The sequence below is a fragment of the Microseira wollei NIES-4236 genome, assembly GCF_020521235.1.
In the GTDB taxonomy this organism is placed as follows: domain Bacteria; phylum Cyanobacteriota; class Cyanobacteriia; order Cyanobacteriales; family Aerosakkonemataceae; genus Microseira; species Microseira wollei.
The window spans coordinates 21831-44566 of sequence record NZ_BLAY01000059.1; the positions used below are offsets into that span (position 1 = coordinate 21831).

The window sequence follows — 22736 nt, forward strand, 5'->3', positions numbered from 1 at the left end:
GATTATATTTGGGCTAAGATTGCTTGCGCTTGACCGCAAAGTGTTTGGTGACAGTGACCGTTGCTGGCTATTAAACAACCCCACTGATGCACGTCGCCTTGGTTGTATTTTAAAGGTTTGCCATCGGGGTGCGTGAATTGTCCGCCTGCTTCGGTTAAGATTAATTCCGGTGCTGCCATATCCCAATCTTTGGGGGCAGATTTGCCGGAAAGCGAAATATAAATGTCGGCATTTTGTTCGATAATGGTGGCAATTTTACAACCGACGCTGCCAACATATTTTTGATTTTTGCAGGCTAGGTTTTGCAATAGTTTGTTGAAGCGTTCGTCCCGGTGGGTGCGACTGACGACGAGGGAAAGTTCTTCGATGGCATTGCGGGAGGATACTTGCAATGGCGTTACTTTACCGTCGCGGGTTTCTACAAATGTCCCGCCGCCTTTGGTGGCATAATACAATTTCTCGGCTTCGGGCCATGCAACGACTGCTAAAATGGGGCGTCCTGCTTCTACTAATGCAATGTGAATTGCGTATTCTCCTGTTTTATCGATGAAGTCTCGCGTGCCATCTAAAGGATCGATTATCCAAACAAATGGTTGTGTTAATTGTGCGTCCTGGGATTTATGAGTTTCTTCGCTGAGATAACCAAATTCTTGCGTGCCAAAACAGGCTTGTAGGTTGTCTAAGATATAATGGTTGGCGGCTACATCTGCTGCTGTTACTGGGCCATCTTTTTTATCTTGAATTTCTAGGTTGCCGGTGTCGGGTTCGCCGCGATAATAGGAGCGGAGGATATCTGCTGCACCCCATGCTGTTTGGCGAGCGATCCCAAGTATTTCTTCTAACCCTTCGTATAGGTTTTCACCCAAAGATTTTAATTCTGTCACTTTACTATCCTTTGTTAATTTTAGGTTACTTCGATCATTTTATGGGAATTTTGAACCGCGAAGACGCTAAGAGCGCGAAGGAAGAAGGAGAGGTTTAAGTCAATTCTCGTTCCATCCAGCGGCGAGTGCCGAAGTATTGGCAGGAATAAGAGGCTATTTTTGCTGCTGCTGTTAGGGTTTCTCGCAAGGTGGTTTGTAAGATGTAATGGCAGAATGCACCGTGGAAGATGTCTCCTGCACCCAGGGTATCGATGGGGTTTATTTGAGGGATTTCTATTTCACCCTTTTCAGTGGGGGAAAGATATAAAATTGGTTTTTCTCCTCTGGTGATGGCGATGTGGGGAATTTCCATGTTTAATAAGTAGGACAAGACTTCTTCTGAGTTATGGCAGTTGGGGGGATAAAAGTTGTCGGAACAAATGGCATAATCTACGATTGGTAAGATGTTTTCTAAGCCTGGTTTCCAACTGCCGCCATCGATAACTATGGGGATGTTGTTTATTTTGGCTTGTTGCGCGATCGCATACCCGACTTCGATTTGATGTCCGTCAATCAGTACTATATCAACTCCCTGTAAAATATTGGGGGGAATGCGATCGCTTCCTACTTGCGCTTTGGTGGCGTTGAGGGAAACTACTGCGCGATCGCCTGTTGTTTGGGTGACAATAATTGATGAGACTGGTGGCGGTTCTGTGCGCGTGGGATCTAGGTCTGCGATTGCTACTTTATAATTGTCTAAATCCCTGCGAATTAACCCATTAATTGGATGGTTACCTGCTACAGTCAGTACTATTGCTTCATTTCCTAAGTAGCTGAAAGTTACCGCCGCATTTGTCGCTGGTCCTCCCGCTGATACTGTATAATCAGCCGCTGCAATTTTCTGGTTGGGACTGGGAAAGCTGGCTGTTAAATAAACTAAATCTAAGGTCAGCATTCCTACAAACAATCCTTTTTTACCCATAAGCCTATTTTTCTAAATTATTACAGCTTATAACATATAATTTAAGAGACTTAATATCCAATTTTATGCCCGAGCAAACACCAGGTATTTTATATTTAGTCGGGACGCCGATCGGTAACCTGGAAGATATGACTTTCCGCGCGGTGCGAATTTTACAAGCGGTCGATCTAATCGCCGCAGAAGATACGCGCCACACGGGGAAGCTGTTGCACCATTTTCAGATAACAACCCCTCAAATAAGTTACCACGAACATAACCAAAAAGCGCGAATTCCTGAGTTAATCGAACTGTTGAGTCAGGGCAAAACTATAGCACTCGTCACCGACGCCGGAATGCCAGGTATTTCCGACCCCGGATCCGAACTGGTCAAAGCTTGTATAGAAGCTAACATATGCGTAGTCCCCATCCCTGGCGTCACGGCGGCAATTACTGCGTTGACTGCAGCGGGGTTACCCACGGATCGCTTTGTGTTTGAAGGCTTTCTGCCAGCAAAAGGTCAACCGCGAAAACAGCGATTAGAAGCTCTCAAAATAGAATCAAGAAGTATTATTTTATACGAATCGCCACACCGCATCAGGCAAACCTTGCCAGATTTGGCAACTGTTTTAGGAGAAAACCGTCAAATTGTTCTGGCACGGGAGTTAACAAAGTTACACGAGGAGTTTTGGCGGGGGAGTATTAAGGATGCGATCGCTCACTATACCACCCGCGAACCTCAAGGCGAATTTACCCTCGTTCTTGCCGGTACTCTGTTAGAAACACCCCAGATGAATGATGCCGCCATTAAAAACGAATTACAGCATTTGCTCAGTCAAGGACTATCCCGCAGTGAAGCTAGCCGCCAATTAGCCGCATTAACATCTTTATCCCGCCGCCACATTTATCAATTAGCTTTGGAAATTGGGGATGGCTAATTGCTAATTGCTCATTGCTAATTGCTAATTGCTAATTGGTCATCGAGAAAGTTTATTCTTCCCCATTACCCTCGTGACCACGGCAGAGCCTAGTAACGCCATTACCCATTACCCATTACCATTATTCATTTTGAAACACTTCCTTAGAAAACATTTCTGAAAAAGTACGCAGATAAGGGAGAAATATCGGCACATCTTGTAACGGCAAGCGCTCCTGAATTTCCCAGCTCATAAACAATAGCATTTCCTGCACCAGCGTCCAGCTCACTTTCAAGCAGGGATATAACATGACGCAGAGGGGAAACAATTGCTGTTGTACTGAGTAGATACTGCGGTCTAAAACGCACAGACACAGGTAAACTTGAAACATCTCTACATCGCGGATACTAGAGATTATCACCGTTTCCGCAGTCAAAGCGCCGCTGTAGCTTTGATAGCCCGGATGCTGGCGACTGACACTTTGGCAAACTTTACAAGCAATTTTAGTGCTGATCGGTAGCAGGTGCTGCACTGCCAATAACATGGGAGAATTTTCCTCATGCTGGGCTGCCGCTTTATAGGCGGTCTGTAGCGGCATGTACATGTGGTCGTCCATCACCTTTAAATACGCCGCAAATACTTTTTGCTCGTCTAGGGTTAACCACTCCAGTAACTTTTGCCCTGTATAGTGAAATTGCATACTGACAAAGCCGATAGCACGCGGATCGACGCTAGTATATTTCTGGCGAACTCGACCGCAGTTTCTGCCTACCATCACCGATAAGCGTTGTGGCGGTATCCCTGATGCATAGGCATCTAAAGCTTTGTGGAATAGTTCGCGCGTATCTGCAGCAATCTCTAACGGATTGATTAATTCTGGGTTAATATTGTGCCGTCGCATCTCCTGAGCTAGCAGGGTTTCCGTTAGCGACCAAGCTTTGGCACTGGCTAAGTTTAGATTCTTTATTAGCTTGTTCGCTGTTTTTTTCCTACTTTCGATAGATGTTGTTTTCGTTAAATTTTGCTCTGGTTGCGGTTGACCCGGAGCTTGATTGGCAGCCACGGAAAGGTAGTATTTCCGCGCCCAAAGAACTGCCAGAGATTGAAGATTTTCCGGCTGTTGGGACTTAACTGTAGCGGCTGTAAATTCCAGGGATTGGTTCATGGCTTTGTCCAACTGGTTAAAACTAATGATGCATAAGCTGATAAAGTAATAAAAGGATCGCCCCCAAGGCTAGACAAGGGCGCTCTCGCTTTTAAGACAAAACCCTTCAATAATTTAAGTGTAATTTTTAGTTTAATTCACTGTTGAAGGTAAAGTCTGCTGTGTTTTTACTGAAAGATACAATTTAATATTTATAATTTTATAATATTGTTAAGAATTATTTAAAATAATGCCGACCAACAGCAGTTTAGGCTCGCGCTCCGAGCGCGCCTAAACTGCTGTACTTGTGACTATTCGCACCAAGGGATAAGCAAGATGGAGAGGGAGAGCCGATCTTTTGCCGTTCCCTCTCGCTGTTCTAAATCAACAATATATCAAAAGATATACAGTTGATTCTTTTGGATCGAACCAAGAAGCGCCAATTACCAATTACCCATCACCCATGACCGTTATTCGTTTTGGAATACGGCTTTAGAAAACATCTCCGAAAATGTACGTAGATAGGGTAAAAACACGGGGACAGATTTTAAGGGTAAGCGTTCCTGCATTTCCCAGCTCATGAATAACAGCATTTCCTGTACTAGCGTCCAGCTGACCTTCAAGCGGGGATATAACATCACGCAGAGGGGAAACAGTTCTTGTTGCACCGTGCGGATGTTCGATTCCAGAACGCACAGGCACAGGTAAACTTGAAACATCTCCACATCGCGGACGCTGGAGATTCTCACCATTTCTGAATTCAGCGCGCCGGTGTAGGTATGATAGCCCGGATGCTGCTGAGCTACGCGATCGCATACGGAATGGGCTATTTTCGTACTCATCGGTAGCAGGTACTGCACTGCCTGCAATTGAGGAGAATCTAACTCATGCTTAGCAGCTGCTTCGTAAGCAGCAGACAGCGGCATGTACATGTGGTCGTCCATCACCTTTAAGTACGGCGCAAATAGTTCTTTCTCGCTTCCCGATAGCCATTCGAGTAACTTTTGCCCCGTGTGGTGAAACTGCATACTGACAAAACCGATCGCCCGCGGATCGTTGCTGGTATATTTCTTGCGAACTCGACCGCAGTATTTACCCACCATCACCGACAAGCGTTGTGGCGCCACTCCCTCTGCATAGGCATCCAGCGCTTTTTCATATAAATTCCGTATATCTGCCGCAATCTCTAATGGATTAATTAATTCCGGGTTGATGCCGTGCCGTCGTATCTCTTTAGATAGCAACGTTTCCGTCAGCGCCCAACCTTTGGCACTCGCCAAAGTCAAATTCTGGATCAGTTTGTTTGACGTCCTGCTTCGAACTTGCTTCGAGCTAATTTCCGTCAGGTTTTCGGCGTTTTGCTGTTTCTGGTCATTCTGGGAAGTCACGGAAAGATAGTATTTCCGCGCCCACAACACTGCCAGCGAATGCAGGTTAGCTGCTGCTGGTTGGGATTGAATGCTAGCCGCTGCTGATGCTAAAGAGTGAGTCATCTTGCAATCCAAATTGTCAAAAGTGGTTTAAAACGAGCAAATCAAGCCATTTTGGTCAGGTATGCTGACGCTTATGAGCTTTAAGACGACTGGAAACAGCTTTGTGTTCAGCCAAAGACCTTGGGCGCACCTAGTACAAAACTGTCAAACCGACTTCCTAGTTTACACAAGCTTTATATAATTTAATTTTTAATTATGCCGTATTTTTGCGGAAATGTAAAACTTTTTGTTTACGATCGTTAATAACTATAATAGAAATTTGGTATTTTTCTCATATACTTACGTCTCAGGGCAGATTTGCGCTTCAGTTACTTAAGAAAAACTTAACAAAGCCTTGATAAAATTGATTTGCCCATTTGGCCAATCAATCTTTTTCGCCCCTCATCTCCCCTAGAGTAATTTTGGAAAATATATTATACCAGATAAATGTAATTTTGCCAAGGTGTGCTAGGAAAGGCAGGCGATTGTGCTGCGGAGATGGTAGGCAATCGCGCTTCCAGGTAAAATCGGATGGCATCGCTAAAATTATTTCAATTTCTGGGCTAAATTCATATACCCTTTCTTCAGGGGCTAAAAAAATTTTTTGTTCCCCTTGTTCCAGCAAGGCTTGGATTGTATCAGCTAATTCGGTAACATCCTCCATACTGAGAATCCAATTGTTCGCATATTGCTGAACCACAGTGCCGCGAATGCCTAATTAGATAGGGGGACGCTCAAGTTTTCTCAGCCATAAATCCCGCTCCGGGTGCGATTGATAGCGTACTTCACCCTGGGTTAAAGCGCGTTGCCAATCTTGTTCGGTTGTAAATAAATCTCGTGCAAAAGAAGTTGGTATGGTTTGAGAAAGTTTAATTTTGAGGATGCGTTATTGTCTGTGCTGGGTGGCATAATGAGAACGATAAAGCATCCAGCCAAAAGAAGGTTTAATCCCAGTCATTCCCCCGCAGTGCTGCATCAGCAATCGAGTGCTTGAAAGCTTGGTAAACGAAAATTACTGACCGCTCAAAGCAGGCAAAGATTTTTCGTGTCATCTTAGAGATATGCTGAAACTTGCTAATTATTGTGTGACCAGTTATGAAAAGTATCGCCAATTTAATTGCTTGTCTAATTTTAGCTGTTTGGGCGATGGCGATCGCTATCTTCTCGGTGCAAAACGCCACGCCGGTATCCCTGAAGTTGCTAGGGTTTGAGTCGATTCAAATGCCAGTAGGTGTAGTGCTGGCGGTTAGTGCGGGTATTGGCGTGATGCTGGGAGCGATCGCTCTCCCGGTGTTCAGTCGTTCCCATCGCCAATTAGAAGATGCTGAATGATTTTTAAACTCATCTAAACTGCCGCTCATACCCGGCAGTTATACATTGCTAATTGCTGATTGCTAATTGCTGATTGCTAGAAACGCTTGTCTTTCCCTGACTAACTTTTGCTGTCAGTTTATGACCGTCGGAAGTATAGAACTTATTCTGGCATAAACCAGGCCAATGTGCGCTGGGAACGCAAGTTTCAAGTTAGACCAAAGTTATAGCGATCGCGGGTAGTCTTATATCCCCAAAAAATTTGTAGTTAAAATTTACAGAGAAACCAAGCATTTGTGGGAATTGTACTGCTATAATGCCGGGTAAACACTAGCAGGCAATTGCGACCAATAGGGCGAGTGACATCAGGGTAGGGATAAAAGCTACGCAGCCTGTGCAATTAAAGCAATGTCTGGAGCAATGAGACAATGAGTGAAAGATCCTACGCCCAAACCAAAAACTCAGCTACCCCCTCCCACTCAACTCAATCAAGTTCGCCTCTATTGGGGCAACGCCCTTTTACTGATGAACGATATGACGCTAGTGCAAGCGATTCAAAGATATCGACAGAAGGGCAAGCGCAACAGCCAAAAATCCCCCGTTCTAGGTTAGACTGGCGAAATATTACTATAGAAGCACCTAATCGTAGTGCAATTCAACGCCAAGACGACAAAGAACAACAACAAGACATCCAGTTGCAACCAGAGGCGGTTTCAATTCAACGTCAAGAAACAACCTCAATAGAAGAAAAAAGGGCACAGGAATTAGCCACATCCAACAATCCCACAATATCAACAGAAGGGCAAACACAACAGCCAAAAATCGCCCGTGCTGGCTTGAATTGGCGAAATATATCCATCGAAGCGCCTCCAAGAGCGGTAGAATCAAGCACCTACCCAGGAGGAATTCAACGCCAACAAGAGGAAGAACAACTTGCGGAAGCGCCAACAATTCAACGTCAGGTTTCAGCAGCATCAGAAGAAAAAAGCACAGAGGAATCTTGCAATTCAACCAGATCGACAGCAGGGCAAGCAGAACAGCCAAAAATCGCCCGTTCTAGGTTAGACTGGCGAAATATTTCCATAGAAGCGCCATCAAGAGCGGGAGTTTCCAGCACTTACCCAGGAGGAATTCAACGTCAACAAACCTCAGAGGTGAAGCAAAAAGAAGACACAAATGAATCTCTCCAAATGCAGTCAGATGGGGCAATTCAGGCTAAATGCAGTGAATGCGAATCTTCAGTTCAAACCAAACTAACCGTTGGCGCACCCGGAGACAAGTACGAACAAGAAGCTGACAACATGGCAGCGAAAGTCATGACCATGCCAGACTCAGCCTTACAACAACCGATTCAACGCCAAACTGAGGCAGAGCAAGAACAGCTTCAAACGCAACCTCTGGTAAACTCCATCACCCCGCTCGTACAACGCTCACCCGATAGCAGTACCCAGGCGAGTTCCAGCATCGAAAGCCGTCTCAACAGTTCAAAGGGTGGAGGTAGTCCTTTACCCAATGATGTACGTAGTTTCATGGAGCCGCGTTTCGGCGCTGATTTTAGCTCGATCAAAGTGCATAGCGACTCGAATGCCGTGCAGATGAATAAGGAATTGGGGGCGCAGGCATTTGCTCATGGTAGCGATATTTACTACGGGGCCGGGAAATCTCCCGGTAAGAATGAATTGACGGCGCACGAGTTGACGCATACCATCCAGCAGGGTGCAGCGATGCGGATGAATAAAGAAGTGCGGCGACAACCTCAGCAAGAGGAAGAACAAGTTTCGCTTCAGGCGAAAGAAATTTCTTCTCTTCAAGAAGACCGCCAGGGATTAAAATCCCAAAGCTTAAGCTCAAGTCGGTTAAAACCGACTATTAATAATATTGCTAGTCCGTTTCAACGGACTTTAGCTATTAGCCCGGAAATTGATTTCCGGGCGGTCGATGATTCAAATCAAGCAACCCCCCTTAACTTTGAAAGCAGCGAATTCCGCTCGGAAACGCAAGGTGAAACCATCGCTGCAAAAGAAATACCCAGTTATAATACCAACCTGAACCAGAATAAGGAACTGCGCCAAAAACCACAAGAGGAGGAACAAGAAGAAACACTTGATGAACCAATTCAAGCCAAGCAATTCACTAATTCTTCTCCCTTTAACAATAAAAATAGCATCCAGCGTCAGTCATTGGCGGTGACTTCTGTTAGTCCTCGCATCCAGGGAGACTTTCTGGGAATTGGCAACCCGATTGATAAAATAAAAGGAGCGATCGCCGGATTTGCCAAACAACTTCCAGGCTATCCTTTACTCACATTAATATTAGGAAAAGACCCGATAAGCGACGCGCCAGTCCAGCGCAATGCTACCAACCTAGTTCGCGGTCTGCTCAGTTTAGTACCAAACGGAGACAAGATTTTTAACAATTTACAACAATCAGGAGCATTACAGAAAGCATTTGACTGGTTTAATGGGGAAGTCGCTAAACTGAACCTGACTTGGGATGCAATTAAAGGACTGTTCGGGAAGGCTTTAAACTCATTGGGAATAGGTGATGCGCTCAATCCAATCGGGGCATTTGAGAAGGTTAAAAACGTCTTCATAGAACCGATTGGACGCATCAAAAACTTTGCCGTCGCTGCTGGTACAAAGGTGATGGAATTCGCCTTTGAAGGCTTCCTGAATATGGCAGGCGGCGCAGGGGCGAAGGTAATGGGAATCCTGCGTAAAGCGGGCGGTGTTTTTACCAGTATTCTCAAAGATCCAGTGGGTTTTTGTGGCAACCTCGTCGGGGCGGTGCGCGGTGGCTTCCAGAAGTTTTCTGGTAACGTCGCCACTCACTTAAAGAATGGCTTGACAGGTTGGTTATTTGGTGCATTAGCGGGTGCTGGTTTAACACTGCCAGCCCAGTTTGACTTGAAAGGAATTGTTTCTATTGTCCTGCAAGTTTTGGGTGCTACTTATGAAAGATTGCGGGGTAAATTAGCCAATAAAATAGGGGAACAGAAAGTATCGCGACTGGAGAAAGCATTTGATTTTCTCAAGACAATTGTCACGGGTGGGTTAGCTGCGGCTTGGCAGAAAATATCAGAATTTGCCGGAAATCTGCAAGAAATGGTAATCGGCGGGATTAAAGAATGGGTGATGAACAGTGTAATTACCGCTGCGATTACTAAGTTGATTTCCATGTTTAATCCAGCGGGGGCAATTATTCAGGCGGTGATGGCAATCTACAACACCGTCATGTTCTTTATCGAGCGGGGTTCGCAGATAGCGGCGTTAGCAGAAGCGGTATTTAATTCGATTGGAAATATCGCGGCGGGGAATGTAGCTGGCGCGGCTAATTATGTCGAACAGACGATGGGGCGTTCTCTTCCCGTGATGATTAGTTTCCTGGCGCGATTGATAGGTTTGGGAGGGATTAGCGAGCATATTAAGAATGTAATTAAGAAGATTCAGACGCCGATAGAAAACGCCATGAATAAGTTGGCGAATTTTATCGTCGAGAAGGGTAAGAATTTGTTGGGTAGGGGTGAAGGTCAGAGAGGGGGCGGCGAACAAAACCCGCAAGAGCGACTAGATCGAGCTATGGCTGCTGCACAGTCTGCTGTTAACCGTTTCACGGGCAAGCGCGTTGGTGCCCTTGTTCTCAAACCATTGCTGAGTGCCATCCGTCTGCGTTATGGGCTAAAATCACTGGAGCTGGTGCCGGATGGGGAACGTTGGGCAATTGAGGGTATCGTTAACCCGAAGAAGATAGAGACAACGGGCGTACTCAGGGGTGAGGATCTCGCCCCCAGCGAAGGAAAAAGGATTTTGCTTTTGGGAGAAGGAGATTTTAGTTTTGCATTAAGCCTTGCTAAGCAGGTTCAGCCAGCACAACGTAGTGGCATAGTCGCGACCTCTTATGACAGCGAAACTCAAGTCAAACAGTTGTATAAAGGCGCTGAACAGAACATTAGTAACTTGAAAAACAGTGGAGTTACAGTTTTACATGGAGTCGATGCCACTAAAATAGACTCAAGCCAAGGTTTATTCACTGGTATCGTGTTTAACTTTCCATTCGTGCCGGGAGATAGACCCACAGCTGTGACACGCAATGTTGCCATGCTCCAAAATTTTTTCGCCAGTGCTGCCCAATCTTTGGAGCCTGGTGGCAAAGTATTTCTAACTTCCAAAGAGTATTGGCTGAAAAGATTTAAACCCGTTGAGCTGGCTGCTAGTGCTGGTCTGACTCAGGATGGGACACCGCGTAGATTTGACGCTGGAGAATTTCCAGGCTATCAACATAGGGAGAGCCACGCAGATGTATCCGCAGCAGACACGACAACAGGTATCACTTATATTTTCAAGAAATAGCTTATGAAAGACAACAATAGTATCCACCAGGCGATTGATAGAATTCACGAGTTGGGGAACGTAGAAACTGGTCGAGGTCCAAAGCACCCCACCTCCCCAAACCCTCAATTAGCTTCAGAAATAGCGGACTTTATTGACAAGTATTCATTTTTGAAGAAAGACCAAAGCTACGTGGAATTTCTCGAATGCTACGCTGGGTTGCTTCTTTATCGAGATAACGACTTTATGTCTCTAGGTATTTATGGATTTGATGATGATGTTAGCTTGCATCTTGTCAAGGGTGAAGGTGAACTCATTGACGAAGCAGGTATGTTAACATTTGCCGACCTGACGCTTCCTTTACAAGAAGGGGATAAGAGGGCAGACAACCTGATAGGAACTGGTTTTGCCTTCGACGCCACACAACAGCGACCTTGGGGTGTCTATCGATGTATCAACAATCAACCATACCACTGGTACTGTGGAACGTTCCTGGAATGGCTGGAGAAGTTAGCCAACCAAAAAGGACGATTGCTGGAAGATCCGACTCCCTTATTACGGTAGGATTATCGGTTTGCTACTTTGTCTGGAAAAGTTGCCGTATGGAGGTATTTTGTGGCTGTGAAATATTTCTAAACGTCATAGATACCCTTCTCGTTCTGACAAATTCCCTACATCCATACTTATCTATTTTGCGAGCCGGAATACCATGCTTCCATTGATATCTGGCTTGCCCTTGTAGCACAATTAAACTTCTGGGATATAACAGAATAGGAATTTTTTCTGGAGTTGTTACATGGGAAAATTGCATAATACAAGTAGACACTAGGCTTAATGAAATTATCGTGTTTTCAAAACAACGTGGACAATCTACATGGTCAGCTATGCCTTGCCCTGGTTGATATTCATTTATAATTACTTGATCGGGGATTTTTCCCAATATTCTATTATCATAAAGTCTCCTGGCTATACTTAATAGCCACTCAGGCAGTTCTCCCAAATACATAGATGGGTTGACAGAACGTTTTTTATAATCATATTTATATCCGTAATGCTGCACCCTTCTTTTTAAGTCTTCCAACCATGTTTGTCGGTCAATCATCTCTAGCAAATTGTCATGTTCATCTTCAGTGATATAATCAGGAATATACTTCATCCCTGGAATTTGTGTTAGCTCAGTGTCTCGATTATTTTGCATATGAATAGTTTTTATCGACTGTATTAAAAGTATAACTCGCGACAGCAATTAGCGATCGCACTCCCTCCCCCCTCCCCCAAAAAAACTCCATCGGTACAGGTATAACTTGAAATGAACGCTAATACCGAAACTCATCAACTGGACAAATAAACAAACCTATGAAGGCTCTGGAAGTTGTAGCAAAGATAGAAGATTTGGTAAAAATTACCTTTGAGTTAGAAAAACTAATAGCAGATGCTTTGGAATCCGTGCATCATCATCCTCAGCACGATCTAAATCTGGGATATCGACAAGCAATTTGGGCTGCACTTGAACCAGATAATGACAATTTAGGTCATCAAAGACGTGCATTTTTAGCTAATCTGACAGTGCGTCGCGTACTCCCTATCTGGTATCAGACATTTCCCCATGATGATACACCACAGCATATCCTTGCTGAAGCAGAGCAAGTTATAGCTGGAACCATCAACAAAGAAGTTGCCCAAAAAGACTCTGAACGCTTTTGGCAAGAAATGCAACAGTTAGGTTACAAAGATTCTAGTATGGCTTTTACTGTCGGATGTGCCGCTGCTCAAGCACTAAATACCGCTATAGAAGACGAAATTTTTGACCCTGATGACATTGACTACAATCTAACTGATAATCAGGATACTGAAGGTAATGATGCCTCTTTCTTTGCTGCTTGTGCCTACGCCAATGGACCTGTTTGGCAGATAAAATCAGGAAAATCTGACTCTACCAAGCGTCAGGAATTCTGGGAATGGTGGCTAACACAAGCTGTTCCAGCAGCATGGGAAGCGGTGAGAGAACAAAAAGAATTTGTCAATCTATGACCACTCATACCGAAACTCACCAACCCGACACCGAATTAACCCTGCGCGACTCCTCCCAATCCCCCCTAAGTGTCCACGCAGTAACTCTCACCCTAACAAAAATTGACGACACCCTCATTGAGTCGCGTCTCACCTTTCAAGTAACTCCCGAACTCTACCAACGCATTGACACAGAAGCATTATTCAATCTCAAACCGGAATTGCGCGGTTCCCTAACAGCGGGAGAATTCCAAAGTGAATCTAATATCGAAATTACAGCGAGTCTAAAACCAGATTTACTAACACACCTCACCCCCCACCTCGCTGATGTACCAACTTACCTCAAAACCCTCAGCGAACAACAACCCGAAAATCCACTTTTATCTACTGAAAGTTGGTTAGCTTTGCAGGTAAAACAGCTTCAAACAGGTTATCGCACCTTCTGGGATTATCTTAGTCCAGAGGCAATGACCGCCGACAGCATCGATAGCGACAAAGTTAACGATGCTATCATTAATTTTTTCAAAGATTGGGCTGAAGTTAATCTTCAGACAATGAGTAGCGATGCAGTTTCTCAGGCGCTGATTGAAGTAACCAAGGGATTTGAAGAGTGGGTTGATACGACTTTATCAAATATCAATGAAGAAAGTATTGCTCAAGCAATAGAGTCAATGGGCAAGGCTTTTGAAGAATTAGCTGAATCTAGTTCTTCTGGCATCAGTCAGAATATTTTGTCAGCAATTGTCAATTTCTTTACAGAAGATGACTGGCCTTTTGCTAAAATTAAAGGGGAGCCAGTTTTGCGGATGGCTTTTCAAGGTAAAAATGGTAAGTGGACTTGTTACGCTAAAGCTAGAACTGAACAAGCACAATTTGTCTTTTACTCGATTTGCCCCGTTACCGTACCAGAAAATAAGCGCTTAGCTATAGCAGAATTTATCACAAGAGCTAATTCTGGCACGATTATTGGCAATTTTGAACAAGACTTTAGTAATGGTGAAATTCGCTACAAAACCAGTATTGATGTAGAAGGTTCGACGCTGACTTTTCCTCAGATAAAACAGTTGGTTTATACCAACGTGATGATGATGGATGAATACTTGCCGGGAATTATGTCTGTGATTGATGGGGAGGTGGAAGCAGTGGATGCGATCGATCAAATAGAATCACTTTGATTTACGCCGATATTCCCAAGGCGGTGTAAACTTCGGATCTCCCCAAACACCGCGCAAATTTTTCTTGGCATCAGCTTCTGCTTGCTCAATTATAGCGGCACTGGGACACTTTTTTAAATAGGGACGATAAACTAAGGCTAATCCTTCTTGAATCAAAACTTGTTGAATTAAAGTGCCGTTGGGCAAGCGAACTTCACTCACTTGGCGTCCGTATTGGTCGGTATCGGTTACTGTTAAAATTACGCGATCGCCTCCATTTTTCACCAACTGCTGCACTCGACTTTGAGCTTTGATTCCCCAGTTGAATTGATTTTTATCCAGGATTTTTTGGCTTTGTTTTTCTTTTTGGGTATGGGGAATCTCCGGCGCATCCACGCAGGCAAAGCGCACGGTGGTATTCTTATCGCCATCAACGACAACGATAGTATCTCCGTCGCTGACTCGCTTGACTGAGTAGGTGGGCGATCCAAACAAGCGATCGCATCCGACTAAGCTAAAAATCAGGCAGGCGACTCCAAGGGAAATCGCCAATTTTCGGGTGATTTGATGCATCGGGTTCATTGATTAATATTTTAGATCAACAGGGTTAAGAAACCCGGTTTTTTTCAAAAAACCGGGTTTCTGGGAGTTTATATTGCTCAATCCATCCTACAATTATTTTGGTAGATTTGGTGTTGGCATATGCAAAAACTCTTAGTCACTGGTGCAAGCGGTTTTCTGGGATGGAACCTTTGCCAACTCGCCAAACAGCAATGGGACGTTTATGGAACCTACTTTTCCAAAACTGTCGAAATTCCAGGGGTAACTACGATTAAAGCAGACGTGAGAGACTTTGAGCAAATTAAGCACCTGTTTCAAGAAATTAAACCAGCAGGAGTAATTCATACCGCCGCACAATCGAGTCCCAATTATTGTCAACTCCATCCTGATGAATGCTACTCACTTAATGTTACCGCTGCTTGGAATATTGCCGGACTCTGTGCCGATTATTCTATCCCCTGCGTTTTCACATCCACCGATCAAGTTTTCAATGGTCTTAACGCTCCTTATAGAGAAACAGATAGCGTATGTCCTATTAGTCATTATGGCGAACAAAAAGTTAAAGCAGAACAAGGTATGTTAGAACGCTATCCTAAAACGGCTGCTTGCCGAATGCCTTTAATGTTTGGCATCGCGCCTGCGGGTGCTACTAGCTTTATTCAACCATTTATTCAAATTCTGAGATCCGGGAAAGAATTAAGTTTATTTACCGATCAGTTTAGAACGCCAGCTAGTGGAAAAACAGCAGCAAGCGGACTGTTATTAGCACTGGAAAAAGTGGAAGGGATTCTGCATTTAGGTGGAAAAGAGCGCGTGTCGCGCTATGAATTTGGTCGGTTAATGGCAGAAGTGTTTGAACTGCCTCAAGATAAGTTAAAAGCTTGCTTGCAAGAAGATGTACCAATGCCCGCACCCAGACCACCCGATGTATCTTTAAATAGCGAGAAGGCTTTTGCTTTAGGATATCGACCTTTGTCTTTACGGGAAGAATTGGAAACGTTGCGGGGTTGTTTGTAGTCTTTGTTATAGCCTTAAAGTTAATAAGCTATAATATAATTGACAGGAGGTGTTTTATGATAACAGTTTCGATTGAATTTCCAGAAACAGTTTTTGATTCCCTCGGTCAAGAACCTGATGATTTTGTTAAAGAAATGCGGGTTGTTGCTGCTGTTAAATGGTACGAATTAGGAAAAATATCTGAAAGTAAAGCAGCAGAAATATCTGGATTAAATTTAGGAGATTTTATTGAGGTATTGTCGCGGTACAAAGTTTATACGGCTCAAAACAAGAATGAAGAAATAACTAAAACATCAATAGAAGCCGAACCTCAAACAAAACTATCCTTGCAGCAAATAGCAGTTTTGCCTTTAAAAGAACGCCATAAGTTGCTAGCTGCTTCCATTGCTTTAACAGCCGAGGATTTTTTAAACGATCCTGAGTTGACCGAGTTTTCTATTTTAGATGGGGAAGACTGGGACCCAGGAAATGACTAACGCTAAACGCGGCGAGATTTGGCTGGTGCAACTCGCTCCGACTAGAGGACAAGAAATTCAAAAAACTAGACCCGCTGTGGTTATTAGTTCGGACTTATTTAGTGCTATTGGCGTGCGGATTATTATTCCCGTGACAAGATGGCAACCAAAATTTGTCAATCGTCCTTTTATGGTATTTATTCAAAAAACTGATGAAAATGGTCTAGAGCAAGACTCGGCGGGTAACGTGCTGCAAGTGCGTAGCGTTTCTAATGAAAGATTTGTCAGCAGTTTAGGAAAAGTTTCGACAACAGTTATTAAAGAATTATTAGCGGGTTTGATTATATGTGTTGATTATGAAGTTGAGTAAACTACGCTCTTCGGAGGCGATCACCTTTGTTTCGACCTAGATCTCTAGTTTCCTTGCTCAACGATTTTTCTCGCGAAACCCGGTTTCTTTGCGTAAGTCCTTTCTAATTGTGAAGAAAGCTGTAGGGGATGAGTTAGCGCTACACTTTAGAATAAAAAACTGAATCATTTTGAAACTTAAAGAGATACATTGGGCATACTACCTGAGGATGGGGTTGCCTAGTCGCAGAAGTTGAGATTGGGGAGAACATGTCGAACAAGGCAATTTTATGTGTGGATGACGAACGCATCGTCTTGGTGAGCTTGCGCGACCAAATAACCAAACACTTTGGCTCGCGCTACCGCTCCGAGTTTGCAGAGAGCGTGGAAGAAGCCTGGGAAGTGATAGAAGAGTTAGACTTGGATAAAGTCAAAATTCTGATTATCGTCTGCGATTGGCTGATGCCCGGTATCCGAGGCGATGAGTTTTTAATCCAAGTTCACCAACGCTTCCCTGAAATCGTCACGATCATGCTAACCGGGCAGGCAGATGAAGCAGCGATTGAACGCGCACGCCAGTACGCAGATCTACATGCTTATATCCCCAAACCCTGGAGCGAGGCAACCCTAGTCGCAGCAATCGAGTCGGGTTTGGAGAAAATTAATGTTTAAAGGGGCAATTGTCTGTGTAGACGATCAAAAACTGGTGCTGATCGGACTTCGCGATCAGCTAATCCGCCTCGTGGGTGATGAGTACGCAATTCAATTGGCTGAAAGTGGAAAAGAAGCCCTGGAAATTTTTGCCGAACTAGAACGAGAAGGCATGGAAATTCCCCTGGTTATCTGCGATCAAATTATGCCGAAAATGCGAGGAGATGAACTGTTGATTGCGCTCCACGCCCGCTATCCGAAAACGCGAAAAATACTATTAACCGGAGAGGCGAGCATGAATGCTGTCATCAATGCAGTCAACCGTGCCAACTTGTATCGATACATCAGCAAACCTTGGGATGAAGAAGATTTGGGTTTGACAGTCCGAGAGGCGATTCGCAGCTATTTTCAAGATAAACAACTGAACGAACAAAATGAAGCGTTGCGAAGATTTAATCAAGACCTAGAACGACTCAATGCATCCTTAGAACAAAGAGTTGACGAGCGGACTGGCGAACTGATGGAAGCGAATCAACACCTTCAGCAAGCCAAAGAAGCTGCCGAGGCGGCTAACCTTGCCAAAAGCACTTTTTTGGCAAATATGAGCCACGAACTGCGAACGCCGCTAAACGCAATTTTGGGCTTCACCCAAGTGATGAGCGGCGATAGTTCGATTAGCTCAGAAAATCGGCAATACTTGGATATTATCCAGCGCAGCGGAAAGCACTTGCTCAAACTGATTAATGACGTGCTGGATATGTCCAGAATTGAAGCAGGTCGGATCAAGTTGGAGGAAAAGAGCTTTGATCTGTATCGCTTGTTGAACGATTTGGAATTGATGCTTTGTCTTAAAGCTGAGGAAAATCAACTGCTACTAATTTTTGAGCGTTCGCAACAAGTGCCGCAGTATATAACTGGAGATGAAAATAAACTGCGGCAAGTGCTGCTTAACCTGTTGGGTAACGCACTCAAGTTTACCCAGCAAGGTAGCATCATCCTGAGAGTAAAAGTAGAAAAAAAAGAAGAATCTAATCTTCAAAATACCATAAATCTGCTGTTCGAGGTCGAAGATACAGGTCCCGGGATTAATGCAGAGGAAATGGAACTGTTATTTGAAGCTTTTATGCAAGCAAAAAACAGTCAAAAATCTCAGGCGGGAGCAGGTTTAGGTTTAGCAATTAGCCGTAAATTTGTCAACTTGATGGGGGGAGATATTACCGTTGATAGCGTAGTTGGCAAAGGGAGTACATTTAGATTTAACATTCAAGCGAGTTTAGCTGAGGCGTCTGACTTGCCAGAGCAGTCGTCGAGGTGGCGCATTATCGGGTTAGCACCCGATCAACCTGTGTATCGCTTGCTAGTTGTAGAAGACAATTGGGAAAACAGCCTACTTTTGGTTAAACTGCTGTCATCGCTTGGATTTGAGGTGAAAGAAGCGAAAAATGGATTGGAAGCGATCGCGCTGTGGGAAAGTTGGAAGCCCGATTTAATATTAATGGATATGCGAATGCCGGTGATGAATGGTTACGAAGCAACTAAGCGCATCAAAGCCACCGTCAAAGGGCAAGCTACGGTGATTATTGCCGTCACCAGCAGCGCTTTTGAAGAAGACCGATCGGAAATTTTATCCATCGGTTGCGATGATTTTGTGCGGAAACCATTTCAAGAAGAAATCATCTTTGCCAAATTAGCCGAACACCTGGGAGTTCGCTACCTTTATCAAGAGATTACCGCGGAGTCGATCGCGAGCAAACCGCCAACAGAACCAGCTAACTTGGACTCGCTCACACCTAATAGCTTAAAGGTAATGCCCAAGGAATGGATTGCCCAACTGTACTTAGCTGCTAGTATGTGCCGAGACGATTTAATTTTAGAACTGCTCGAACAAATACCGCAAAACTATACAGATATGGCCAAAGATTTAGGCGAACTAAACTATAATTTTCAGTTTGAAGAAATTATGCATATGACAGAATTCGCTGCGCCTGACAGCGTGAACTCCAACATCAATTATTTGACATAGGGTTTTCCATGTTCATCAAACCTTTGAGGAGTTTTGTGGCAAATACGGCTGGCAACTTACCCCTACGAAAGGTTTTTAGGACTTACGCTTATATTCCCGGTTTCTCTGAAAAATCCTTGGGAAAGGGAACCAGAGATCAAGGTCGAAACCGGGTTTCTGGCCTCGACCTGCCTAAGTCCTGGTTTTGATAATCCTTTTTGTTTTGCAAATTGTTGGGACAGTGGGGTTGGTGGGTTATCTTTCGTTTAAAAACGCTTAAAAGTTATGCCCGTCAGGATAAATCTGGCACAATGGTTAGCGCCTCCATCACCGATGAAATTGATCCCGTATTGACGCTGTATCAAAATCAAATTAAGCGGGGAGATGAAGTTAGGAAAACCTCTGCATCGGTGACGCAAATTTTGTTTTATCCCGAAGAAATAATGCAAGTTTGGTCGAATTTAATTAGCACAGGAATTACGCAAAGAAACAAAGGTTATCCGAAAAATCGTTGGGAAAGGAAACTCGAGAGCAAGGTCGAAACCGGGTTTCTGGCAACGCCCTTGCGTCAGTCCTGTAGCAATGCAATTCAGGCGATGAACTATCAGGGGGAATTAGGGATCTCTGTCTGCCAGAACGATGAATACGTAGTTGTAGAAATTACCGATTCAGGTGTTGGCATTCCCCCAGAAATTCAACATAGAATTTTTTACTACCAAACCCGCTGGCGAAGGTAGTGATTTAGGATTGGATATCGCCCGCAAGATCGTCGATAAACATCGGGGAAAAATTGAGGTGAAAAGCAACCCTGGTCATACTAACTCAAGTTGCTAGTTATCTCTCGAAGAGCGGCTAATGGCTAATGGCGTTCCCAGGCAGGAGCTGTGGGAACGAGGCGAAATCAGTAAAAATCCTATATTAGCAAGCGAGCAAGCTCGCAATTAGCAACGCCCTTGTTTATAACTAGCAACTTGCGTTACTACCTTTAGGGTATGGTTGCCGATTACCGCTTGAGAATCCCGGTAACTCTTACGAAACCGGGATTCTGTCTGACGCTGATTTAAGTTACAGCTGATTGCCAGCGAGTGAAGTACAGCCTTAAGGCTTTGTTTGTGTAGCGGGTATTTAATACCCGCTACACAAACAAAGGTCTACCTGATCCGGCTGCAAACCGCTATAATCCCTAAAAAAACTCTCCCCAATTATGTCTCGTACAGGTTACACCCTTCCAGTTTTCGCCGTTGCATCTGCTAAAGCTGCTTTATTGCACCTGCAAAAAAAGCTAGAATTGCCCTGTGAAGTTGCTCTCGATTTGCTGGGAGATACTGCTTATATTTCGATTCAACAAGTTGCTAGATTAGATGATACAAGTGCATTAGCAATTACCAAGAGCGCTCCGGGAGATAATTTAGATTTAACCCGCAATACCCCGATTTGGGCATGGGTAAAATTAACTGCTAAACAATCCCAAGCCTTAATATTAGAAGCTGGGGAAGGTTTAGGAAAAACTGCCACACAAGAACCGGCAATTTATAGCTACGCTCGTCGCTTATTTGATGCCAACTTGCTACCATTAATTCCACGGGATAAAACGGTAACGGTATCGATTATTCTGCCAGAAGGTCGCGAACTTGCTCAACGCACTTCTAACGAAGCATTTGGTATTTTAGAGGGATTGGCATTACTAGGAACCAGTGGCATTTCTCAACCTTTGTCAGCGGCAGATCATCTGGAAGAATTTCAAAAAATCTTGCAAGCGAAGGTTAAAAATTGTCCTAACTTAGTATTTTGCATTGGTAGCAATGGGATGCAAGTGGCACAAAAATTAGGGATAAAAGAAGAAGCGATCGCACCGACAGGTAACTGGATCGGCGCGTTGTTAGTAGAAGCCGGATTGCGTGGTGCAGAATCTGTTTTACTTTTAGGTTATCAAGGTAAATTGATTAAACTCGCGGGTGGTATATTCAACACCTCTAGTCATTTAGCAGATGCCAAATTAGAAATTATCAGCGCCGCTGTAGTGCGAATTTGTGGTAATATTGAAGCAGCGCAAGCAGTTTTAAATGCTAATACAGCCGATGCCGCGTATAAAACTTTGGTGGAATTAGGATTAGCTGAATCCGCCTTCAAAGCCTTAGCGGAAACGATTAGCGAGAAAGCGCAAGCATATGTCCAAAAGTATGCCAATGTGGCGTTACAGGTGGGGACAGTGTTATGCGATCGCCAGGGTAACATCATTGTTCGGGATGCGATCGCTTCTGAAATCTTATATCAAATCGGGTTGCATCGGAATAATTAGCTTTCTTGCTAATTGCTAATTGCTAATTGCTAATTGCTAATTCCCCCTACAGGTCGTAATTCCGATGCAACGGTCAACCATATTACAGCGGATTGCAGCCGTATGAGGCACACCTTTGTGTGCAAGCACCCTTAATGCTGCGCGCTTGACAAACGAAGCCCTTGGGCTGTACATCACTAAGAAAGCAATCGGCTGTAAAATCGCACATCTTATAACTTTAAAGCTTTCTTAGTCGGATTTATCCGACTTTAGCTATTAGACGGGGAATTTATTCCCCGTCGGGTGATGGCAACAGGTGCAACATCTGAGTTAACTACACGACTTACGCACTTCAAAGCCTAGAAACCGCTTTTAGTTTCCAGTCAGCACCATTAAAATTGAGCCAGAGTGCTTCTCGCTGATACATGGGAATAAAGACGCCGCCATGTTCTTTCCACGCAGCAGGTACGCTATCGGCATAGTCATCAACTTTGCATTTTCCGCATTCATTGGTTCGTGAGGCAATACATTTTCCTCTGCACCATCGTGGAGATGAGGGGATACGTTGCTATTTCTGGATGGTGTGCTGCGTTATCCCAGCGCTTGTGCAATTGACCATCAGCACTCTGCCAATGAAAGCGATATTTTGTGACTTGTACCCCTGCTGCTGTGACGATAAAAAACTCAAACATCTCTAAAAAGCTATTGTCTTTCAAGGTAAGCCGGTAACGCAATAGTCCGCGATTGCCTTGTTCTTCTTCACGAACTATTGTCCAATTTACCACTTGTGGATTCAAAACGATCTGTGCTTTGATGTGAGCTAGATAATCGCCTGCGTTTGTCACACAGATAACTCCAAGTGATGAATTTTATTTAAAATATCTTGCCGAAGTTCCTATTAGCCAGACCATTCAAAAAAATCTATTTCATCACCTAACTCTCCCGCTTCAAAACGTTGGTAAAAATTTTCTTAATTCATCTCGTAGCGCTGCTCAAATTCGCGCATATCTTGTTCGTACCGCTTTAAGCGCAATCGATATTGACTGAGAGCGATATCCAAGAGCTTACCTAATATTTGGTCTAGTTCAGATTGAGCGGGATAAGTTTCTTTGAGAAGTTCAAGTTTACTTAATGCATCCATTACTAAACCTCTGCTCGCTTTATCCTATGGTAAACCCTCTAGAGCGATCGCACTGCTAACAGATGCTTGGTTTACTCACTTCGCGCTATAACATTACCAATCTCTTCTTTTCCTTTCACCCCGGTT

General features: G+C 44.1%; 23 protein-coding genes and 1 pseudogene. 14 read left to right on the forward strand and 10 right to left on the reverse strand.

The features are described from left to right. Positions 1-2: 2 nt before the first annotated feature. Positions 3-884, reverse strand: coding sequence for a 3'(2'),5'-bisphosphate nucleotidase CysQ family protein (locus MiSe_RS19870; protein ID WP_226584099.1), 882 nt, complete (start codon positions 882-884; stop codon positions 3-5). A 94-nt stretch (positions 885-978) separates the two neighbouring features. Then, positions 979-1845, reverse strand: coding sequence for a sugar kinase (locus tag MiSe_RS19875; RefSeq protein ID WP_226584101.1), 867 nt, complete (start codon positions 1843-1845; stop codon positions 979-981). 65 nt (positions 1846-1910) lie between these two features. On the opposite strand from MiSe_RS19875, the gene rsmI reads away from it, so the two are divergent. Beyond that, positions 1911-2759 (forward strand): 16S rRNA (cytidine(1402)-2'-O)-methyltransferase, encoded by an 849-nt coding sequence (rsmI, locus tag MiSe_RS19880; protein WP_226584102.1) that lies wholly within the window; start codon positions 1911-1913, stop codon positions 2757-2759. A 121-nt stretch (positions 2760-2880) separates the two neighbouring features. Here rsmI and MiSe_RS19885 read toward each other — a convergent pair whose 3' ends face one another. The 4 genes from MiSe_RS19885 to MiSe_RS52770 all read right to left on the reverse strand — a co-directional run bounded on the left by MiSe_RS19885 (position 2881) and on the right by MiSe_RS52770 (position 6330). After that, positions 2881-3903 carry a hypothetical protein gene (locus tag MiSe_RS19885; protein ID WP_226584104.1) on the reverse strand — a complete coding sequence of 341 codons (1023 nt, stop codon included), beginning with the start codon at positions 3901-3903 and terminating at the stop codon, positions 2881-2883. Between the two features lie 449 nt (positions 3904-4352). Continuing rightward, the gene (locus tag MiSe_RS19890; RefSeq protein WP_226584106.1) at positions 4353-5375 is read right to left on the reverse strand and encodes a hypothetical protein; all 1023 of its coding nucleotides are present in this window, start codon (positions 5373-5375) and stop codon (positions 4353-4355) included. A 364-nt stretch (positions 5376-5739) separates the two neighbouring features. After that, on the reverse strand, positions 5740-6054 hold the full coding sequence (locus MiSe_RS19895; RefSeq protein WP_226584108.1) for a hypothetical protein: 315 nt from the start codon (positions 6052-6054) through the stop codon (positions 5740-5742). Positions 6055-6240: 186 nt separating this feature from the next. After that, entirely contained in the window at positions 6241-6330 is a 90-nt protein-coding gene (locus MiSe_RS52770; protein ID WP_226584109.1) for a DUF4291 family protein, read from the reverse strand. Positions 6331-6449: 119 nt separating this feature from the next. Here MiSe_RS52770 and MiSe_RS19905 point away from each other — a divergent pair, with 119 nt between their 5' ends. The 3 genes from MiSe_RS19905 (at position 6450) to MiSe_RS19915 (ending at position 11557) form a co-directional block, all read left to right on the forward strand. Beyond that, the gene (locus MiSe_RS19905) at positions 6450-6686 is read left to right on the forward strand and encodes a lipopolysaccharide assembly protein LapA domain-containing protein (protein WP_226584112.1); all 237 of its coding nucleotides are present in this window, start codon (positions 6450-6452) and stop codon (positions 6684-6686) included. A gap of 407 nt (positions 6687-7093) precedes the next feature. Then, the gene (locus MiSe_RS19910) at positions 7094-11014 is read left to right on the forward strand and encodes a Rossmann-like fold-containing protein (RefSeq protein ID WP_226584115.1); all 3921 of its coding nucleotides are present in this window, start codon (positions 7094-7096) and stop codon (positions 11012-11014) included. 3 nt (positions 11015-11017) lie between these two features. Further along, positions 11018-11557: a hypothetical protein gene (locus MiSe_RS19915; protein ID WP_226584117.1), complete on the forward strand. Its 540-nt coding sequence runs from the start codon at positions 11018-11020 to the stop codon at positions 11555-11557. A 13-nt stretch (positions 11558-11570) separates the two neighbouring features. On the opposite strand, the gene MiSe_RS19920 is transcribed toward MiSe_RS19915, so the two are convergent. Then, positions 11571-12191, reverse strand: coding sequence for an alpha-ketoglutarate-dependent dioxygenase AlkB (locus tag MiSe_RS19920; protein ID WP_226584119.1), 621 nt, complete (start codon positions 12189-12191; stop codon positions 11571-11573). A gap of 158 nt (positions 12192-12349) precedes the next feature. Between MiSe_RS19920 and MiSe_RS19925 the strand changes: the two genes are divergently transcribed. Beyond that, entirely contained in the window at positions 12350-13024 is a 675-nt protein-coding gene (locus MiSe_RS19925; protein ID WP_226584122.1) for an Imm5 family immunity protein, read from the forward strand. Then, positions 13021-14178 carry a type III secretion system chaperone family protein gene (locus MiSe_RS19930; protein ID WP_226584123.1) on the forward strand — a complete coding sequence of 386 codons (1158 nt, stop codon included), beginning with the start codon at positions 13021-13023 and terminating at the stop codon, positions 14176-14178. The genes MiSe_RS19925 and MiSe_RS19930 overlap by 4 nt, the downstream gene beginning before the upstream one ends. On the opposite strand, the gene MiSe_RS19935 is transcribed toward MiSe_RS19930, so the two are convergent. Then, a complete protein-coding gene (locus MiSe_RS19935) occupies positions 14170-14730 on the reverse strand; it encodes a thermonuclease family protein (protein WP_226584125.1) in 561 nt (186 codons plus the stop codon). The two genes, MiSe_RS19930 and MiSe_RS19935, sit on opposite strands and share 9 nt — an antisense overlap. A gap of 129 nt (positions 14731-14859) precedes the next feature. Between MiSe_RS19935 and MiSe_RS19940 the strand changes: the two genes are divergently transcribed. From MiSe_RS19940 to cbiD, 8 genes and pseudogenes are all read left to right on the forward strand, one after another. Further along, on the forward strand, positions 14860-15735 hold the full coding sequence (locus MiSe_RS19940; RefSeq protein ID WP_226584127.1) for an SDR family oxidoreductase: 876 nt from the start codon (positions 14860-14862) through the stop codon (positions 15733-15735). A 56-nt stretch (positions 15736-15791) separates the two neighbouring features. Beyond that, positions 15792-16211, forward strand: coding sequence for a UPF0175 family protein (locus MiSe_RS19945; protein ID WP_226584129.1), 420 nt, complete (start codon positions 15792-15794; stop codon positions 16209-16211). Continuing rightward, the gene (locus tag MiSe_RS19950) at positions 16204-16560 is read left to right on the forward strand and encodes a type II toxin-antitoxin system PemK/MazF family toxin (RefSeq protein ID WP_226584132.1); all 357 of its coding nucleotides are present in this window, start codon (positions 16204-16206) and stop codon (positions 16558-16560) included. The genes MiSe_RS19945 and MiSe_RS19950 overlap by 8 nt, the downstream gene beginning before the upstream one ends. A gap of 248 nt (positions 16561-16808) precedes the next feature. After that, the gene (locus tag MiSe_RS19955; protein ID WP_226584134.1) at positions 16809-17210 is read left to right on the forward strand and encodes a response regulator; all 402 of its coding nucleotides are present in this window, start codon (positions 16809-16811) and stop codon (positions 17208-17210) included. Continuing rightward, entirely contained in the window at positions 17203-19212 is a 2010-nt protein-coding gene (locus MiSe_RS19960) for a response regulator (protein ID WP_226584137.1), read from the forward strand. Before MiSe_RS19955 ends, MiSe_RS19960 begins: the two co-directional genes overlap by 8 nt. Positions 19213-19220: 8 nt before the next feature. Then, a complete protein-coding gene (locus MiSe_RS19965) occupies positions 19221-19400 on the forward strand; it encodes a hypothetical protein (RefSeq protein WP_226584140.1) in 180 nt (59 codons plus the stop codon). Positions 19401-19787: 387 nt separating this feature from the next. Then, positions 19788-20025 (forward strand): annotated as a pseudogene (locus MiSe_RS52775) (ATP-binding protein). A 370-nt stretch (positions 20026-20395) separates the two neighbouring features. Further along, positions 20396-21490 carry a cobalt-precorrin-5B (C(1))-methyltransferase CbiD gene (gene cbiD, locus MiSe_RS19975; RefSeq protein WP_226584146.1) on the forward strand — a complete coding sequence of 365 codons (1095 nt, stop codon included), beginning with the start codon at positions 20396-20398 and terminating at the stop codon, positions 21488-21490. 485 nt (positions 21491-21975) lie between these two features. Here the strand turns inward: cbiD and MiSe_RS19980 are convergent, their stop codons facing one another. Both MiSe_RS19980 and MiSe_RS19985 read right to left on the reverse strand, forming a co-directional pair. After that, entirely contained in the window at positions 21976-22314 is a 339-nt protein-coding gene (locus MiSe_RS19980) for a toxin-antitoxin system TumE family protein (protein WP_226584149.1), read from the reverse strand. 125 nt (positions 22315-22439) lie between these two features. After that, positions 22440-22610 carry a hypothetical protein gene (locus MiSe_RS19985; RefSeq protein ID WP_226584152.1) on the reverse strand — a complete coding sequence of 57 codons (171 nt, stop codon included), beginning with the start codon at positions 22608-22610 and terminating at the stop codon, positions 22440-22442. Positions 22611-22736: the final 126 nt, after the last annotated feature.